This is a genomic window from Streptomyces sp. NPDC093586, from assembly GCF_044764905.1.
Lineage (GTDB): Bacteria > Actinomycetota > Actinomycetes > Streptomycetales > Streptomycetaceae > Streptomyces.
Genome location: NZ_JBIWJA010000012.1, coordinates 173820 through 188971, shown reverse-complemented (window position 1 = coordinate 188971; position 15152 = coordinate 173820). Strand labels below are relative to the sequence as shown.

10 protein-coding genes and 1 pseudogene are annotated in these 15152 nt (G+C 71.9%); 8 read left to right on the top strand and 3 right to left on the bottom strand.

Going from position 1 to position 15152, the window contains the following annotated elements:
* The 5 genes and pseudogenes from ACIRFH_RS15830 to ACIRFH_RS15810 all read left to right on the top strand — a co-directional run.
* A pseudogene (locus ACIRFH_RS15830) lies at window positions 1–435 on the top strand (alpha-1,4-glucan--maltose-1-phosphate maltosyltransferase); the annotation flags it as partial.
* Window positions 432–2150: a maltose alpha-D-glucosyltransferase gene (treS, locus tag ACIRFH_RS15825; protein WP_403520787.1), complete on the top strand. Its 1719-nt coding sequence runs from the start codon at window positions 432–434 to the stop codon at window positions 2148–2150. The pseudogene ACIRFH_RS15830 and the gene treS, both read left to right, overlap by 4 nt.
* A gap of 28 nt (window positions 2151–2178) precedes the next feature.
* On the top strand, window positions 2179–3540 hold the full coding sequence (locus ACIRFH_RS15820; protein WP_403520785.1) for a maltokinase: 1362 nt from the start codon (window positions 2179–2181) through the stop codon (window positions 3538–3540).
* 3 nt (window positions 3541–3543) lie between these two features.
* Window positions 3544–5766, top strand: a complete 2223-nt coding sequence (gene glgB, locus ACIRFH_RS15815) for a 1,4-alpha-glucan branching enzyme (protein ID WP_403520784.1) — start codon at window positions 3544–3546, stop codon at window positions 5764–5766.
* A 111-nt stretch (window positions 5767–5877) separates the two neighbouring features.
* Window positions 5878–6969 (top strand): glutamate--cysteine ligase, encoded by a 1092-nt coding sequence (locus ACIRFH_RS15810; RefSeq protein ID WP_403520782.1) that lies wholly within the window; start codon window positions 5878–5880, stop codon window positions 6967–6969.
* A 43-nt stretch (window positions 6970–7012) separates the two neighbouring features.
* Here the strand turns inward: ACIRFH_RS15810 and ACIRFH_RS15805 are convergent, their stop codons facing one another.
* Complete coding sequence (locus ACIRFH_RS15805) at window positions 7013–7246, bottom strand: DUF6480 family protein (protein WP_403520780.1); 234 nt, start codon at window positions 7244–7246, stop codon at window positions 7013–7015.
* A 149-nt stretch (window positions 7247–7395) separates the two neighbouring features.
* On the opposite strand from ACIRFH_RS15805, the gene ACIRFH_RS15800 reads away from it, so the two are divergent.
* Together ACIRFH_RS15800 and ACIRFH_RS15795 are read left to right on the top strand one after the other, a co-directional pair.
* Entirely contained in the window at window positions 7396–9306 is a 1911-nt protein-coding gene (locus ACIRFH_RS15800; RefSeq protein ID WP_403520807.1) for an AMP-dependent synthetase/ligase, read from the top strand.
* 154 nt (window positions 9307–9460) lie between these two features.
* The gene (locus ACIRFH_RS15795) at window positions 9461–9895 is read left to right on the top strand and encodes an ATP-binding protein (protein WP_403520778.1); all 435 of its coding nucleotides are present in this window, start codon (window positions 9461–9463) and stop codon (window positions 9893–9895) included.
* A gap of 9 nt (window positions 9896–9904) precedes the next feature.
* On the opposite strand, the gene ACIRFH_RS15790 is transcribed toward ACIRFH_RS15795, so the two are convergent.
* Both ACIRFH_RS15790 and ACIRFH_RS15785 read right to left on the bottom strand, forming a co-directional pair.
* Window positions 9905–10345, bottom strand: a complete 441-nt coding sequence (locus tag ACIRFH_RS15790; RefSeq protein ID WP_403520776.1) for an ATP-binding protein — start codon at window positions 10343–10345, stop codon at window positions 9905–9907.
* Between the two features lie 67 nt (window positions 10346–10412).
* Complete coding sequence (locus ACIRFH_RS15785; protein WP_403520774.1) at window positions 10413–10784, bottom strand: PRC-barrel domain containing protein; 372 nt, start codon at window positions 10782–10784, stop codon at window positions 10413–10415.
* 333 nt (window positions 10785–11117) lie between these two features.
* Here ACIRFH_RS15785 and ACIRFH_RS15780 point away from each other — a divergent pair, with 333 nt between their 5' ends.
* A complete protein-coding gene (locus tag ACIRFH_RS15780) occupies window positions 11118–15113 on the top strand; it encodes a HAMP domain-containing protein (RefSeq protein WP_403520772.1) in 3996 nt (1331 codons plus the stop codon).
* Window positions 15114–15152 lie beyond the last annotated feature (39 nt).

The window sequence follows — 15152 nt, the reverse complement described above, 5'->3', positions numbered from 1 at the left end:
AAGTACCAGCTCACCCCCCGCGACTGGGACGCCGCCCAGCGCGAGGGACGCACCATCGCCCCCCTCATCACCCGCCTCAACACCATCCGGCGAGACCATCCCGCGCTGCACCGGCTCAGGAACCTGCGCTTCCACCGGACCGACAACGACGCCCTCATCGCGTACAGCAAGCGCGCGGGGAGCGACGTCGTGCTGGTGGTCGTCAACCTCGATCCCCACCACACCCAGGAGGGCACGATCTGTCTCGACATGCCGCAGCTCGGCCTGGACCGGCACGAGTCGGTGCCGGTCCACGACGAACTCACGGGTGAGACCTACCACTGGGGCAGGACGAACTACGTGCGCCTCGAGCCCGGCCGGGCCCCCGCGCACGTCTTCCACGTCCAGCGGTCGTCCGCCGCCGCGCCGCAGAACGAAGGGTCAGCAGCCTCATGACCGTGAACGAGCCCGTACCGGACACCTTCGAGGACACCCCGGCCAAGGACCGCGACCCCGAATGGTTCAAGCGAGCCGTCTTCTACGAGGTCCTCGTCCGCTCCTTCCAGGACAGCAACGGCGACGGCGTCGGTGACCTCAAGGGCCTCACCGCCAAACTGGACTATCTGCAATGGCTGGGCGTGGACTGCCTGTGGCTGCCGCCCTTCTTCAAGTCACCGCTCAGGGACGGCGGGTACGACGTCTCCGACTACACGGCCGTGCTGCCCGAGTTCGGCGACCTGGCCGACTTCGTGGAGTTCGTCGACGCCGCCCACCAGCGCGGCATGCGCGTGATCATCGACTTCGTCATGAACCACACCAGCGACCAGCACCCGTGGTTCCAGGAGTCGCGCAAGAACCCCGACGGCCCGTACGGCGACTACTACGTCTGGGCCGACGACGACACGCGCTACGCGGACGCCCGCATCATCTTCGTCGACACCGAGTCCTCCAACTGGACCTACGACCCGGTCCGCGGGCAGTACTTCTGGCACCGCTTCTTCTCCCACCAGCCGGACCTGAACTACGAGAACCCGGCGGTCCAGGAGGAGATGCTGGCCGCGCTGAAGTTCTGGCTGGACCTGGGCATCGACGGCTTCCGGCTCGACGCCGTGCCCTACCTGTACGCCGAGGAGGGCACCAACTGCGAGAACCTGCCCGCCAGTCACGAGTTCCTCAAACGCGTCCGCCGCGAGATCGACGCGCAGTACCCGGACACCGTGCTGCTGGCCGAGGCCAACCAGTGGCCGGAGGACGTCGTCGACTACTTCGGCGACTACGCCTCCGGCGGCGACGAGTGCCACATGGCGTTCCACTTCCCGGTGATGCCGCGGATCTTCATGGCCGTGCGCCGCGAGTCGCGCTACCCGGTCTCCGAGGTCCTGGCGAAGACCCCGGCGATCCCGTCGGGCTGCCAGTGGGGCATCTTCCTGCGCAACCACGACGAGCTGACCCTGGAGATGGTCACCGACGAGGAACGCGACTACATGTACGCGGAGTACGCCAAGGACCCGCGGATGCGGGCCAACATCGGCATCCGCCGGCGGCTCGCCACCCTGCTGGACAACGACCGCGACCAGATCGAACTGTTCACCGCCCTCCTCCTCGCCCTTCCGGGATCACCGATCCTGTACTACGGCGACGAGATCGGCATGGGCGACAACATCTGGCTCGGCGACCGCGACGCGGTGCGCACGCCGATGCAGTGGACCCCGGACCGCAACGCCGGTTTCTCCACCTGCGATCCGGGCCGGCTGTTCCTGCCGACGATCATGGACCCGGTCTACGGCTACCAGGTGACGAACGTCGAGGCGTCGATGGCCTCGCCGTCCTCGCTGCTGCACTGGACCCGCCGCATGATCGAGATCCGCAAGCAGAACCCCGCCTTCGGCCTCGGCAGCTACACCGAGCTGCCCTCGTCCAACCCCGCCGTGCTGGCCTTCCTGCGCGAGTACGAGGACGACCTGGTGCTGTGCGTGAACAACTTCGCGCGGTTCGCGCAGCCGACCGAGCTGGACCTGCGGGAGTTCGCCGGCCGCCATCCGGTCGAGCTGTTCGGCGGGGTCCGTTTCCCCGCCATCGGTGAACTGCCGTATCTGCTGACCCTCGGGGGCCACGGCTTCTACTGGTTCCGGCTCACCCGAGTCGCATCCCGCATCGGCCGCCGCGTGTGAGCGTGGGCCGAGGAAAGGACGCGTCACCATGCCGAAGACCGCACCCCTGCGCCCCAGGCCGGCGCATCTCGCCGAGCCGATGGCCTCGCTCGGCGGGCTGCTGCGGGAGTGGCTGCCGAGGCAGCGCTGGTTCGCGGGCAAGGACCGGCCCGTGGCCGAACTCGGTCTGCTGTCGATGACCGAACTGTTCCCCGGCTGCCTGCACCTGCTGGTCCACACCGGACACGGCCCCGTCCCCGCGCCCGGCGGCACGCCCCCGGCCGGCGACTGCTACCAGCTGCTGCTCGGTGTGCGCGAGCAGCCGTCGCCGCGCCTGGGACGGGCACTCATCGGCCAGGTGCAGGAGGGGCCGCTGGCCGGACGGACGGTCTACGACGCCCTGCACGACCCCCGGACGGCCCAGCTGCTCCTCGAACGGCTGCGGCACCCCGGCAAGGCGGGACCGCTGCGCTTCGAGTGCGACCCGTCCCGTCCGGTGCCCGGCGGGCTCGCGCCCCGCATCCTGGACGCCGAGCAGTCCAACTCCTCGCTGGTGTACGGCGACGAGTTCATCCTCAAGGTGTTCCGGCGCATCCAGCCGGGGATCAACCCCGACCTGGAGGTGCCGAACGCCCTGGCCCGGCAGGGGTGCGACCGGGTGCCCGCGCCGGTGGCGTGGCTGCGGACGACCCATCCGTACGGGGCGACGCTCGGCGTGCTCCAGCCGTTCCTGCACGACGCCTCCGACGGCTGGACCCTCGCCCTTCAGGCGCTGTCCTCCGGGGACGACTTCACCGCGCAGGCCCACGAGCTGGGGCGGGCGATGGCCGACGTGCACCTGGCGCTGGCCTCGGCCTTCCCGGCCGGTCCCCCCGGCGAGAACGGCCGCACGGCGGCGGCGATGACCGAGCGGCTGACCGCCGCCGCGCACTGCGTGCCGGCACTGCAGCCCTTCGTGCCCGGACTGCGGACGGCCTTCGCCGCGCTGGCCACCTGCGACTCGGGACCGCCCGCCCAGCGCATCCACGGCGACCTGCACCTGGGGCAGGTGCTGCGGGCCGGCCGGGACTGGTTCGTCATCGACTTCGAGGGAGAACCGTCCCGCCCGCTCGCCGAACGGCGCAGCGCCCACTCCCCCGTGCGGGACATCGCGGGCATGCTGCGCTCCTTCGACTACGCCGCCCGGCAGCGCCGCCCGTGGCGCCCCGAGTGGGCGCGCCGCTGCCGGGAGGCGTTCTGCGCGGGTTATGCCGCCCGGGCCGGGTGGGACCCCCGCAAGAAGCACGGCCTGCTGCGCGCCTACGAGACCGACAGGGCCGTGTACGAGGTGCTGTACGAGGCCCGGCACCGCCCCGACTGGCTTCCCGTACCCATGGCGGCGATCGAACGACTCGCCGTGAGAGGAGACTGACCCGTGGCCCTCCGCGACACCTCGCTCCCCGAGCCGTCCGGTCCCGTCCCGCACGCATCCGGTGCGTGCGGGGCCGCCCCACCGCTGGACCCGACCGACCGAGGGCGCCTCCTGGCCGGCGCCCACCACGACCCGCACGCGCTGCTCGGCGCCCATCCGGTGCCCGGCGGGATCGTCTTCCGGGCGCTGCGCCCCTTCGCCCGCGAGGTGAGCGTGGTCGTCGACGGCGAGCGCCACCCGCTCGTGTCGGAGGAGGACGGCCTGTTCTCCGGCGTCCTGCCGCTCGCGGAGATCCCCGCGTACACCCTCGTCGTGGCGTACGAGGGGGGCGAGCTGGAGACGCACGACCCGTACCGCTTCCTGCCCGCGCTGGGCGATCTGGACCTGCACCTGATCAGTGAGGGCCGGCACGAGCAGCTGTGGCGGGCGCTCGGCGCGGAACCGATGACCCACGAGGGCGTCACCGGCACCCGGTTCACGGTGTGGGCGCCGAACGCACAGGGCGTGCGGGTCGCCGCCGACTTCACCCACTGGGACGGCACGGCGTTCCCGATGCGCTCGCTCGGTTCGTCGGGGGTGTGGGAGCTGTTCCTGCCCGGCGTGGGCGAGGGCACCCGGTACAAGTTCGAGATCCACTCCCGCTACGGGCACCGGTTCCTCAAGGCCGACCCGATGGCGCGCGCGGCGGAGGAGCCGCCGAACACGGCCTCCGTCGTGACCGCGTCGCACTACGAGTGGAACGACCGGGAATGGATGCGGGCCCGGTCCGCCACGCCCGTGCACGAGGCGCCGTTCTCGGTGTACGAGGTGCACCTGCCCTCCTGGCGTCCGGGGCTGACCTACCGCGAGCTGGCCGAGGTGCTGCCCGCGTACGTCAAGGACCTGGGCTTCACCCACGTCGAGCTGATGCCGGTCGCCGAGCACCCCTACGGTCCCTCCTGGGGCTACCAGGTCACCGGCTTCTACGCGCCGACCGCGCGCCTCGGCTCGCCCGACGACTTCCGGTACCTGGTCGACGCCCTGCACGGGGCGGGCATCGGCGTGATCATGGACTGGGTGCCGGCGCACTTCCCGAAGGACGACTGGGCGCTGGCCCGCTTCGACGGGGACCCGCTGTACGAGCCCGGGGACTCCCGGCGCGCCGAGCACCCGGACTGGGGCACGTACACCTTCGACTACGCCCGCACCGAGGTGCGCAACTTCCTCGTGGCGAACGCCGTGTACTGGTGCGAGGAGTTCCACATCGACGGGCTGCGCGTCGACGCGGTCGCCTCGATGCTCTACCTGGACTACTCGCGCGACTCCGGGCAGTGGGAGCCGAACGTATACGGCGGCCGGGAGGACCTGGCGGCCATGGCGTTCCTGCAGGAGATGAACGCCACGGTCTACCGCCGCTGCCCCGGCGTGGTGACCATCGCCGAGGAGTCGACCGCGTGGGGCGGGGTGACCCGGCCCACCGACACCGGCGGGCTCGGCTTCGGGCTGAAGTGGAACATGGGCTGGATGCACGACTCCCTGGAGTACGTCGCGCACGAGCCGGTGCACCGCAAGTACCACCACCACGAGATGACCTTCTCGATGGTGTACGCGTACAGCGAGAACTACGTGCTGCCGATCTCCCACGACGAGGTGGTGCACGGCAAGCGGGCGCTGGTGTCGAAGATGCCGGGCGACTGGTGGCAGCGGCGCGCGAACGTCCGCGCCTATCTCGGCTTCATGTGGGCGCACCCCGGCAAGCAGCTGCTGTTCATGGGCCAGGAGTTCGCGCAGGGCGCCGAGTGGTCGGAGAAGCAGGGCCCCGAGTGGTGGCTGCTCGACGAGGGGTACCACTCGGCGGGCGACCACCGCGGGATCCAGGACCTGGTGCGCGACCTCAACACCCGCTACGGCCGGACCCCGGCCCTGTGGCAGCGCGACACGGACCCGGCCGGTTTCCGCTGGGTCGCCGTGGACGCGGCCGAGGACAACGTGTTCGCGTTCCTGCGGTTCGACAAGGACGGCAGCCCTCTGCTGGCGGTGTCGAACTTCTCGCCGGTGGTCCGGCACGGGTACGGGCTCGCCGTCGGCGACGACGCCGCCCTCTGGCAGGAGGTCCTCAACACGGACGCCGAGGAGTACGGCGGCAGCGGTGTGACCAACCCCGACCCGGTCAAGCCGGAGGACGGCACCGTCCGGATCACGCTGCCGCCGCTGGCCACGGTGTGGCTGACGCCCTTCGCCCTGTGACGCGCTGCGGCGCTGCCAGGTGTTCCGCGGCCCTTGTGGGGGCAGTCGGGGTTCGAACGACGGGATGTCCCCGTCGTCGCCCCGGCCGGTCCCACAGAAAGGCGGCATCACGTGCGCACCGTCGGAGTGGAGGAGGAACTCCTCCTGGTCGATCCCGAGTCCGGCGAGCCGCGCGCGCTGTCCGCCGCGGTGCTCGCCCGGGCCTCCCGGGACGACGACGAGCAGGACGTCTTCGAGAAGGAACTGCACGAGCAGATGCTCGAGTTCGCCACGCATCCGCAGGCGGACATGGAACGGCTGCACGCGGAGATCGTCCGCTGCCGCGAGGAGGCCGGGCGGCACGCCGGGGGGATCGGCTGCGCCGTCGCCGCGCTCGCCACCTCCCCGCTGCCGGTCAGTCCCGCCGTCGGCATGAACCACCGGTACCGGTGGATGGAGGAGCAGTACGGCGTCGTGGTGCACGAACAGCTCGTCCTCGGCTGTCACGTGCACGTGTCCGTGGAGTCCGACGAGGAGGCGGTCGCCGTCGTCGACCGGGTGCGGCCCTGGCTGCCGGTGCTCACCGCGCTGAGCGCGAACTCGCCGTTCTGGCAGGGCAAGGACTCGGCGTACAGCAGCTACCGCAGCCGGGTCTGGCAGCGCTGGCCGTCGGCCGGGCCGACGGAACTGTTCGGGTCGGCGGAGACCTACCACCGGCGGGTCGCGGACATGGTGGCCACCGGGACCATCCTCGACGAGGGGATGATCTACTTCGACGTCCGGCTGGCCCGGCGGTACCCGACGGTCGAGTTCCGGGTCATGGACGTCTGCCTGGACGCGAGTACCGCCGTCCTGATCGCCGCCCTGGCCCGTGCCCTGGTCGAGACGGCCGCGCGGGAGTGGCGGGAGGGCAAGGAGCCGGTCGGGCACAGTGTGAGCCTGCTGCGCCTGGCCGCCTGGCGGGCCGCCCGGTCCGGGCTGACGGAGGAGCTTCTGCACCCCGCGACGATGCGGCGCATGCCCGCGGAGACGGTCGTCCGGGCCCTGCTGGAGCACGTACGGGAGGCGCTGGCCGCCGCCGGCGACCTGGAGCGGGCCGAGGAACTGGCCGAGGGCCTGCTGCGGCACGGCAACGGCGCCCGCGTGCAGCGCGAGCTGCTGGAGCGCACCGGCAGCCTGCGCGACGTCGTCGCCGAGTGCGTGCGCCGTACCCAGTCGGCCTGAGGCGGACCGTGCCCTGCCGGGCCCGCCTCCTCGCCGTGGCCGCTCAGAAGATCAGGGCGAGGGCGTAGGCGAGGAAGCCGGCCGCGATCAGCACCACGAGGGCGAGGATCAGGACCAGGGGTCCCTTGGCCCAGCCCTTGGTGGGATTGTGCACCTCGCGCGGGCCCGCCTCGGGCAGGCTGCTCTCCGCCGGCGGGGTCTCGCCGGGGGGCACACCGCCGCCCGGTTCCAGGCCGGTGGTGTGTTCCGGGTCGGGATCGGGGTTCGTGTAGCTCATGCCCTACGGGTCCCCCGATCCGCCCGGATCACCGGGCGGGAACACTTCCGCCGTCCCGGCCTCCTCGCCCGCGCGGCTCGGCTAGATTCGAGCCGCCGATGACGGTGCTCGTCGGCGACGCCACCCCCCACCCCCGTCAGGAGCAGCGCATGCGCGACCTCGCTCCCACTCCCCGGGCCGCTCCGCCGCCCCTGACCGGCGGGCTCGCCGACAGTCTCTTCGAGACGGCGGGCCGCACCCCCGCCCTGCCGATGCTCGCGCGCCGCCCCGTGCCGTCCTCGGCCGTCTGGGAACGGGTGACGGCCGTCGAGTTCCGCGACGAGGTGGTCGGCCTGGCCAAGGGGCTGATCGCGTGCGGGATCCGGCCGGGCGACCGCGTGGCGATCCTGGCCCGCACCCGGTACGAGTGGACGGTCTTCAGCTACGCGCTGTGGACGGTGGGCGGCGAGGTCGTCCCGGTCTACCCGACCTCCTCGCGCGACCAGGTCGAGTGGATCCTGCGGGACGCGGGCTGCGTGGCCGTGGTGGTCGAGGACGAGCAGAGCGTGATGACCGTCGGCTCGGTGTGCGCGTCGCTGCCGTCGCTGCGGCACGTCTGGCAGCTGGACGCGGGCGCGCCGGCCGAGCTGGTGGCGCGCGGCGAGCCCATCCCGTACGCAGCCGTCGACTCCCTGCGCCGCATCGTGCCGCCGGACTCCACCGCCGTCGTCGCCTACACCTCCGGCACCTCGGGCCGGGCCCTGGGCTGCGCGCTGAGCCACCGCGGCCTGGCCGCCCCGTGCGACACGCTGCTCGCCGGCTGGGGCCGGACGGTGGCGCCCGAAGGGGAGCAGGGCGCGGTCCTCGCCTTCCTTCCGTTCTCGCACGTGTACGGGCTGATGATCCAGAACCTGTGCGTCCGCGGCGGACTGCTCATGGCGCACGAGCCCGCGACGAGCGAGGAGGCGCTGTCGGCGGCGCTGCGTTCCTTCCGTCCGACGTACTTCTACGCCGTCCCGTCGATCCTGGAGAAGTTCTACAAGAACTTCCTGCGCACGGCCCGGCAGGCGGGCCACGGGGCGCTGCTCGAGCGGGCCGCCGGCACGGCGCGGGACTTCGCCGCGGCGCTGGAACGCCGGCGGCTCGGCAGGGGGCCGGGGCCCGGCTTCGATCTGCGGCTCCAGCACGCCCTGTACGAACGGACGGTGTACCGCCGGCTGCGGGCGGCGCTGGGCGGCCGGGTACGGCGGGCGACGTCCGGCGGTTCGCCGCTCAGCCGCGACCTCTCCCTCTTCTACGAGGGCATCGGCATATACGTGCACGACGGCTACGGCCTCACCGAGACCAGCGGCGGGCTGACCATGCAGCCGCTGGGCCGGGAGAAGTCGGGCACCGTCGGGCAGGCCCTGCCCGGCACGGAGATCCGGGTGGCCGACGACGGGGAGATCCTGGTGCGCGGCCCGTCGCTGTTCCAGGGGTACCTCGGCGACGAGGCGGCCACCCGCCGGGTGCTGCGCGGCGGCTGGCTGGCCACCGGGGACCTCGGGCACCTGGACGACGAGGGCTACCTGGCGATCACGGGCCGCAAGAAGGACGTCATCATCACCAGCGGCGGCAAGAGCGTCGCCCCGGCCGCCCTGGAGCAGCGGCTGCGGATGCACCCGCTCGTCCACCAGGCGGTGGTCGTGGGCGACAACCGGCCCTGCGTGGGCGCGCTGATCACGCTGGACCCCGAGTTCCTGACGCACTGGCGGGCGGCTCTGGCGCTCCAGGGCGACGCGTCGGTGCGCGAGGCGCGCGAGGAGAACGCGCTGCGGGAGGAGATCGGCCGGGCCGTCGCCGCGGCCAACAGCACCGTCTCGCGCTCGGAGTCCATCCGGGTCTTCCGCGTCCTGCCGGAACCGTTCGACGTGCGCAACGGGCTGCTCACACCGTCGATGAAGCTGCGGCGGGACGAGATCGTGCGGACCTACGCCCTGGAGATCGACGCGATGTACGAGGCCCGCTCGCGGCGGCGGCCGCACGTGCCGGCGCGGGAACCGGCCGGCCGGGAGGACTCGGACAACGTCTTCTTCCGGTGAACGTCTTCTTCCGGTGACGGGAGCATCACCGGCGGTGCGCCGCGCCGTTCCCCTGCGGAGACGGGCGCGTAGGCTCCGCCGACTCGGGAACTAACAAACGAGGGGGAAGCAAGGGAAGGACGACGCCCGGTGGACGCCGGGCCGGGAAGGCGAAATGGCAGCCGAGTCGCGTTGGGACAGGACACTGGCTTCCGAGGAGATCACGAGCCGCACCGCCAGCTTCACCGGGGAGCTGCACAATGTGACCGGTGCTCGCCTTGTCGCGGAGGAGTTCCTCTACGACCTGGCGCGTGTGGCGCCGCCCTCGGCGCCCGAGCACTGGGACGACATCCTGCTGGTCGTCACGGAACTGGCGGCCAACGCGGTGCAGTACGCCCCGGGGCCCTTCGAGCTGCGTCTGCGCCGTACCTTCGACGGTGTGCACGTGGTGATGCACGACACCAGCACCACGGAACCCGCGCCGCGTCCCTTCCATCCGAGCAGCGGCGGCGGCGGTATCGGCTGGCATCTCATCCACACCCTGTCCGACCAGGTGAGCGTCGTCACCGGTGGGCGGGGCAAGGACATCCATGTCTTCCTGCCCTGGTGAGCGCCCGGGTCAGGTGCCGCGCGGACGTATCGGCACCAGCGCGCTGATCGTCTTGCCGCCCTCGGGACGCCGGACGACGGCGACGTCCCGCGCCAGGCGGGCGACGAGCGGCCAGCCGTAGCCGCTGCCGTGGTGACGGGTGGGAAACGCGTACACCTCCCGGGGGACCACCGGACTGTGGTCGTGGACGGCGATCCACACGCCCTCGTCCGTGGTCCGGACGTCGAAGCCGGCCAGTCCGCCGCCGTGCCGGATCGCGTTGGTGACCAACTCCGAGACGACGAGCAGCAGGTCGACCACGTCCTCCTCGCGCACCCCGCGGTCCGTGCCGCCCCACCGTGCGCGCACCACCGACTCCGCGTGGGCCCGCGCGTCGGCCGCGCTGGTCACGCCGGCCGGCGCCGGTGTGCCGGCGGGCGCGGAGGTGGTGATCGGGTCGGTTCGTTCCATGTCTGTGGTGTCCCTGGCTCGCTTCGGCCGTGCTGTCGTCCTGTGCCGGATCGGGCCGGCCACCGGGTCAGTCGCCCGTGGTCCCCCGCGGCGGCAACCGGTCGTAATAGTCGCCCACGGCCGCCAGATACTCCCGGTCCATGGTCTCGCTGTCGGTCCGGAACCGGGGCGCGGCCTTGATCTCCGCCCTGGTGCACGCCACGGTGACGGTGCGGGCCTCGGGGTCGACGCCCCGCACCATGCCGACCGGTACGAGAACGCTGCGTCCGAAGACCCAGACGCCGGTGTCGACGACCAGGTGCCGCATGCCGAAGTGTTCGGCCTGCCGGTCCACGTGGCCGACGGTGCCGTCGCTCGCGAGGACGGTGCAGCCCGTGAGGTCCTGCCCCTCCGTGTGTCCGCTGTCCGCCGCGTACGACCAGATGTTGTCCGTCGGCACGCTGTCCCTTCCCTTCGGCATGGCTCGACGACTGACGGGCCGGGCGGATGCCACGGGCGGGCTGGCCGGACCGGCTCCACAGCAGCGGATACCCGGCACGGGCCACCCCATTCGGGGCGGGCGGTCGGCCGGGGCGCGGACCCCGGGTCCGGCAGGGGCCCCTCGCTTTGTCGGCCGCTCGGCACCTGGGTTAGCCTCTGACGTATTTTTCTCATCGAGCAGATCCGTGAACTGCGGAAATGCACGCACGACAGACCGGACCGCCTGACGAGTCCGGAGGTGTTCCGAGCCCTCGGATGCCGGGGGCTCCTGGGGAGCGGAACGAGGGTGCGCATGACCAGCGACAGCACCGGTGCCGTGGACACGGTGCCGGGCGATCAGGAGTTGCGGCGCCTGCTGGCCGGCCTGACGGCCGTGCGGGACGGCGACTTCGGCACACGCCTGCCGGACGAGGCGGACGGCCTGATGGGCGACATCGCCAAGGTCTTCAACGGCATGGTGGACCAGCTGTCCGTGTTCACCTCCGAGGTCACCCGGGTGACCCGCGAGGTCGGCACCGAGGGCACCCTCGGCGGGCAGGCGAGGGTGCCGGGTGTCTCGGGCACCTGGGCCGATCTGACGGACTCGGTCAACGCCATGGCGGGGAACCTGACCATCCAGGTCCGCGACGTCGCCCAGGTGGCCACGGCGGTGGCCAGGGGCGACCTCTCCCAGAAGATCACCGTGGACGCGCGCGGCGAGATCCTGGAACTGAAGAACACCATCAACACGATGGTCGACCAGCTCTCCGCCTTCGCCGACGAGGTCACCCGCGTCGCCCGCGAGGTCGGCACCGACGGACGGCTCGGGGGCCAGGCGGACGTCCAGGGCGTCAAGGGGACGTGGCGCGACCTCACCGACTCGGTGAACTTCATGGCGGGCAACCTGACCAACCAGGTCCGCAACGTCGCCCAGGTGGCCACGGCGGTGGCCAAGGGCGACCTCTCCCAGAAGATCACCGTGGACGCGCGCGGCGAGATCCTGGAACTGAAGAACACCATCAACACGATGGTCGACCAGCTCTCCGCCTTCGCCGACGAGGTCACCCGCGTCGCCCGCGAGGTCGGCACGGCCGGCAACCTGGGCGGGCAGGCGCAGGTGCGCGGCGTGTCGGGCACCTGGAAGGACCTCACCGACAACGTCAACGTGATGGCGTCCAACCTGACGGGGCAGGTCCGCTCCATCGCCCAGGTCGCCACCGCGGTGGCCCGCGGTGACCTGTCGCAGCGGATCACCGTCAAGGCCGAGGGCGAGATCGCGGCCCTGGCCGAGGTCATCAACACGATGGTCGACACGCTGTCGGCGTTCGCCGACGAGGTCACCCGCGTCGCCCGCGAGGTCGGCACCGAGGGCCGGCTCGGCGGCCAGGCGCACGTGCCCAACGTCGCCGGCACCTGGAAGGACCTCACCGACAACGTCAACTCGATGGCCAACAACCTCACCGGCCAGGTGCGCAACATCGCGCTGGTGACGACCGCGGTGGCCCGGGGCGACCTGTCGAAGAAGATCGACGTCGACGCGCGCGGCGAGATCCTGGAACTCAAGACGACGATCAACACGATGGTCGACCAGCTCTCCGCCTTCGCCGACGAGGTCACCCGCGTCGCCCGCGAGGTCGGCACCGAGGGCCGGCTCGGCGGCCAGGCCGAGGTGGAGGGCGTCTCCGGCACCTGGAAGCGGCTCACGGAGAACGTCAACGAACTGGCGGGCAACCTCACCCGCCAGGTCCGGGCGATCGCCGAGGTGACCAGTGCCGTCGCCGAGGGCGACCTGACCCGCTCGATCAACGTGGAGGCGTCCGGCGAGGTCGCCGAGCTCAAGGACAACATCAACGCGATGGTGCAGTCCCTGCGCGAGACCACCCGGGCCAACCAGGAGCAGGACTGGCTCAAGACCAACCTCGCCCGCATCTCCGGCCTGATGCAGGGCCACCGGGACCTGCCCGTGGTCGCCGAGCTGATCATGGACGAGCTGGTGCCGCTGGTGTCGGCGCAGTACGGCGCCTTCTATCTGGCCGAGGACGGCGACGACGGCCCCGAGCTGCGGCTCGTCGGCTCCTACGGCTATCCCGAGGACGCGGACCGGCCCACCCGGATCGCCTTCGGCCGCACCCTGGTCGGCCAGGCCGCGCGCAGCCGGCGCACCATCGTGGTGGACGAGCTGCCGCCCGGCTACGTGACCATCTCCTCGGGGCTCGGCCAGGTGGTGCCCACCGCCCTGGTGCTGGTGCCCATCGTGGTCGAGGGCCAGGTGCTCGGCGTGATCGAGCTGGCGTCGGTCACACCGTTCACGCCGATCCACCGGGACTTCCTGGAACAGCTGATGGAGACCATCGGCGTCAACGTCAACACCATCGTGGCCAACGCCCGCACCGACGAGCTGCTCGCCGAGTCCCAGCGCCTGACGGCCGAGCTGCAGGCCCGCTCCACGGAACTGCAGGTGCAGCAGGAGGAGTTGCAGCGCTCCAACGCCGAACTGGAGGACAAGGCGTCCCTGCTGGCCGCCCAGAACCGGGACATCGAGGCGAAGAACCTCCAGATCGAGCAGGCCCGCCAGGAGCTGGAGGCCCGCGCCCAGCAGCTGTCGCTGGCCTCGAAATACAAGTCGGAGTTCCTGGCGAACATGAGCCACGAGCTGCGCACCCCGCTCAACAGCCTGCTGATCCTCGCCCAGTTGCTCGCCCAGAACCCGTCGCGCAACCTCACCCCGAAGCAGGTCGAGTACGCGGGGATCATCCACTCGGCGGGCTCGGACCTGCTCCAGCTGATCAACGACATCCTGGACCTGTCGAAGGTCGAGGCGGGGAAGATGGACGTCTCCCCGGAGCGGGTGACGCTGCGTCAGCTCATCGAGTACGTCGAGGCGACCTTCCGGCCCATGACGACGCAGAAGGGCCTGGAGTTCACGGTGACGACGGCGCCGGGCGCGCCGGCGGACCTGCTGACCGACGACTCCCGGCTGCGTCAGGTGCTGCGCAACCTGCTGTCCAACGCGGTGAAGTTCACCGAGCGGGGCGGGGTGGAACTGGCCATCGAGCCGGCACCGGACGACGAGGTGCCCAACGGTGTGGTCCGGGGCGGCGCCGTGGTGGCCTTCCGGGTGAGGGACACGGGCATTGGCATCCCGGAGCAGCACCTGGAGTCGATCTTCGGGGCGTTCCAGCAGGCCGACGGCACGACCAGCCGCAAGTACGGCGGCACCGGGCTCGGCCTGTCCATCACGCGGGAGATCGCCCAGTTGCTGGGCGGCGCCGTCACGGTGGACAGCACGCCCGACCAGGGCAGCACGTTCACGCTGTTCCTGCCGGTGGCCCGGCCCGACTTCGAGGACCTGCTGGGCCGGGGCGGGGAGCAGGCGCCGGACCGGTCGCCCGCGAACGTGCTCACGAGCCCGGCGCCGCTGCCCGAGCTGCCCGGCGGGCACCGCCGGCGTCCGCGACGGCTGCTCGTGGTGGAGGAGCGGCCGCGCGGTCTGCTGACCCTGGTCGCGGAGAGCGTGGTCGCGGACCTGTCGCCCGGGCGGGACGACGCGGGCGGCAGGCCCCCGCTCGACGTCATCACCGCCGTCGGGGCCGAGGAGGCGGCCGGCGCGCTGGCGGCCGAGCCGTGCCACTGCGTGGTCCTGGAGCTGGGCATGCCGGACTCCGAGGCGTCCCGGTTCCTCCAGGCGCTGCGGGGCGACTCGGCGCTGGCGAGCGTGCCGGTGCTCGTGCACAGCGGTCACCGCGCGGACGTGGCGCTGGAGGAGCGGCTGCGCGCCGGCGCCGGGGGCGGGGCGCTGGAGTTCCTGTCCAGCCTGGACGAGCTGCGGGAGCGGATCGCGCTGCACCTGTCCGCCGAGGAGCCCGGGGACGTGCTGTCCCTGGTCCGCCCCGAGGAGCCACAGCATCTGGCGCCGCAGCCCGTGGCGGAGACGCCGTCGGGCCGCACCGTCCTGGTCGTGGACGACGACGCGCGCAACCTCTTCGCGCTCAGCGGGATCCTGGAGCTGCACGGTTTCCGGGTCCTGCACGCGGAGAACGGCCGGCGGGGCATCGAGACGCTGGTGAACCATCCGGAGGTCGCGCTGGTCCTGATGGACGTGATGATGCCGGAGATGGACGGCTACACGGCGACCGCGGAGATCCGCCGCATGCCGCGGTACGCGGACCTGCCGATCATCGCGGTGACGGCGAAGGCGATGCCGGGCGACCGGGAGAAGAGCCTCGCCTCCGGGGCCAGCGACTACGTCACCAAGCCCGTCGACACGCAGGACCTCATCGCCTGCGTGCGGCGCTGGCTGCCCGCATGACCGCGCCGGCCCCCGTCCCGTACACCAGTGGGCCGGACG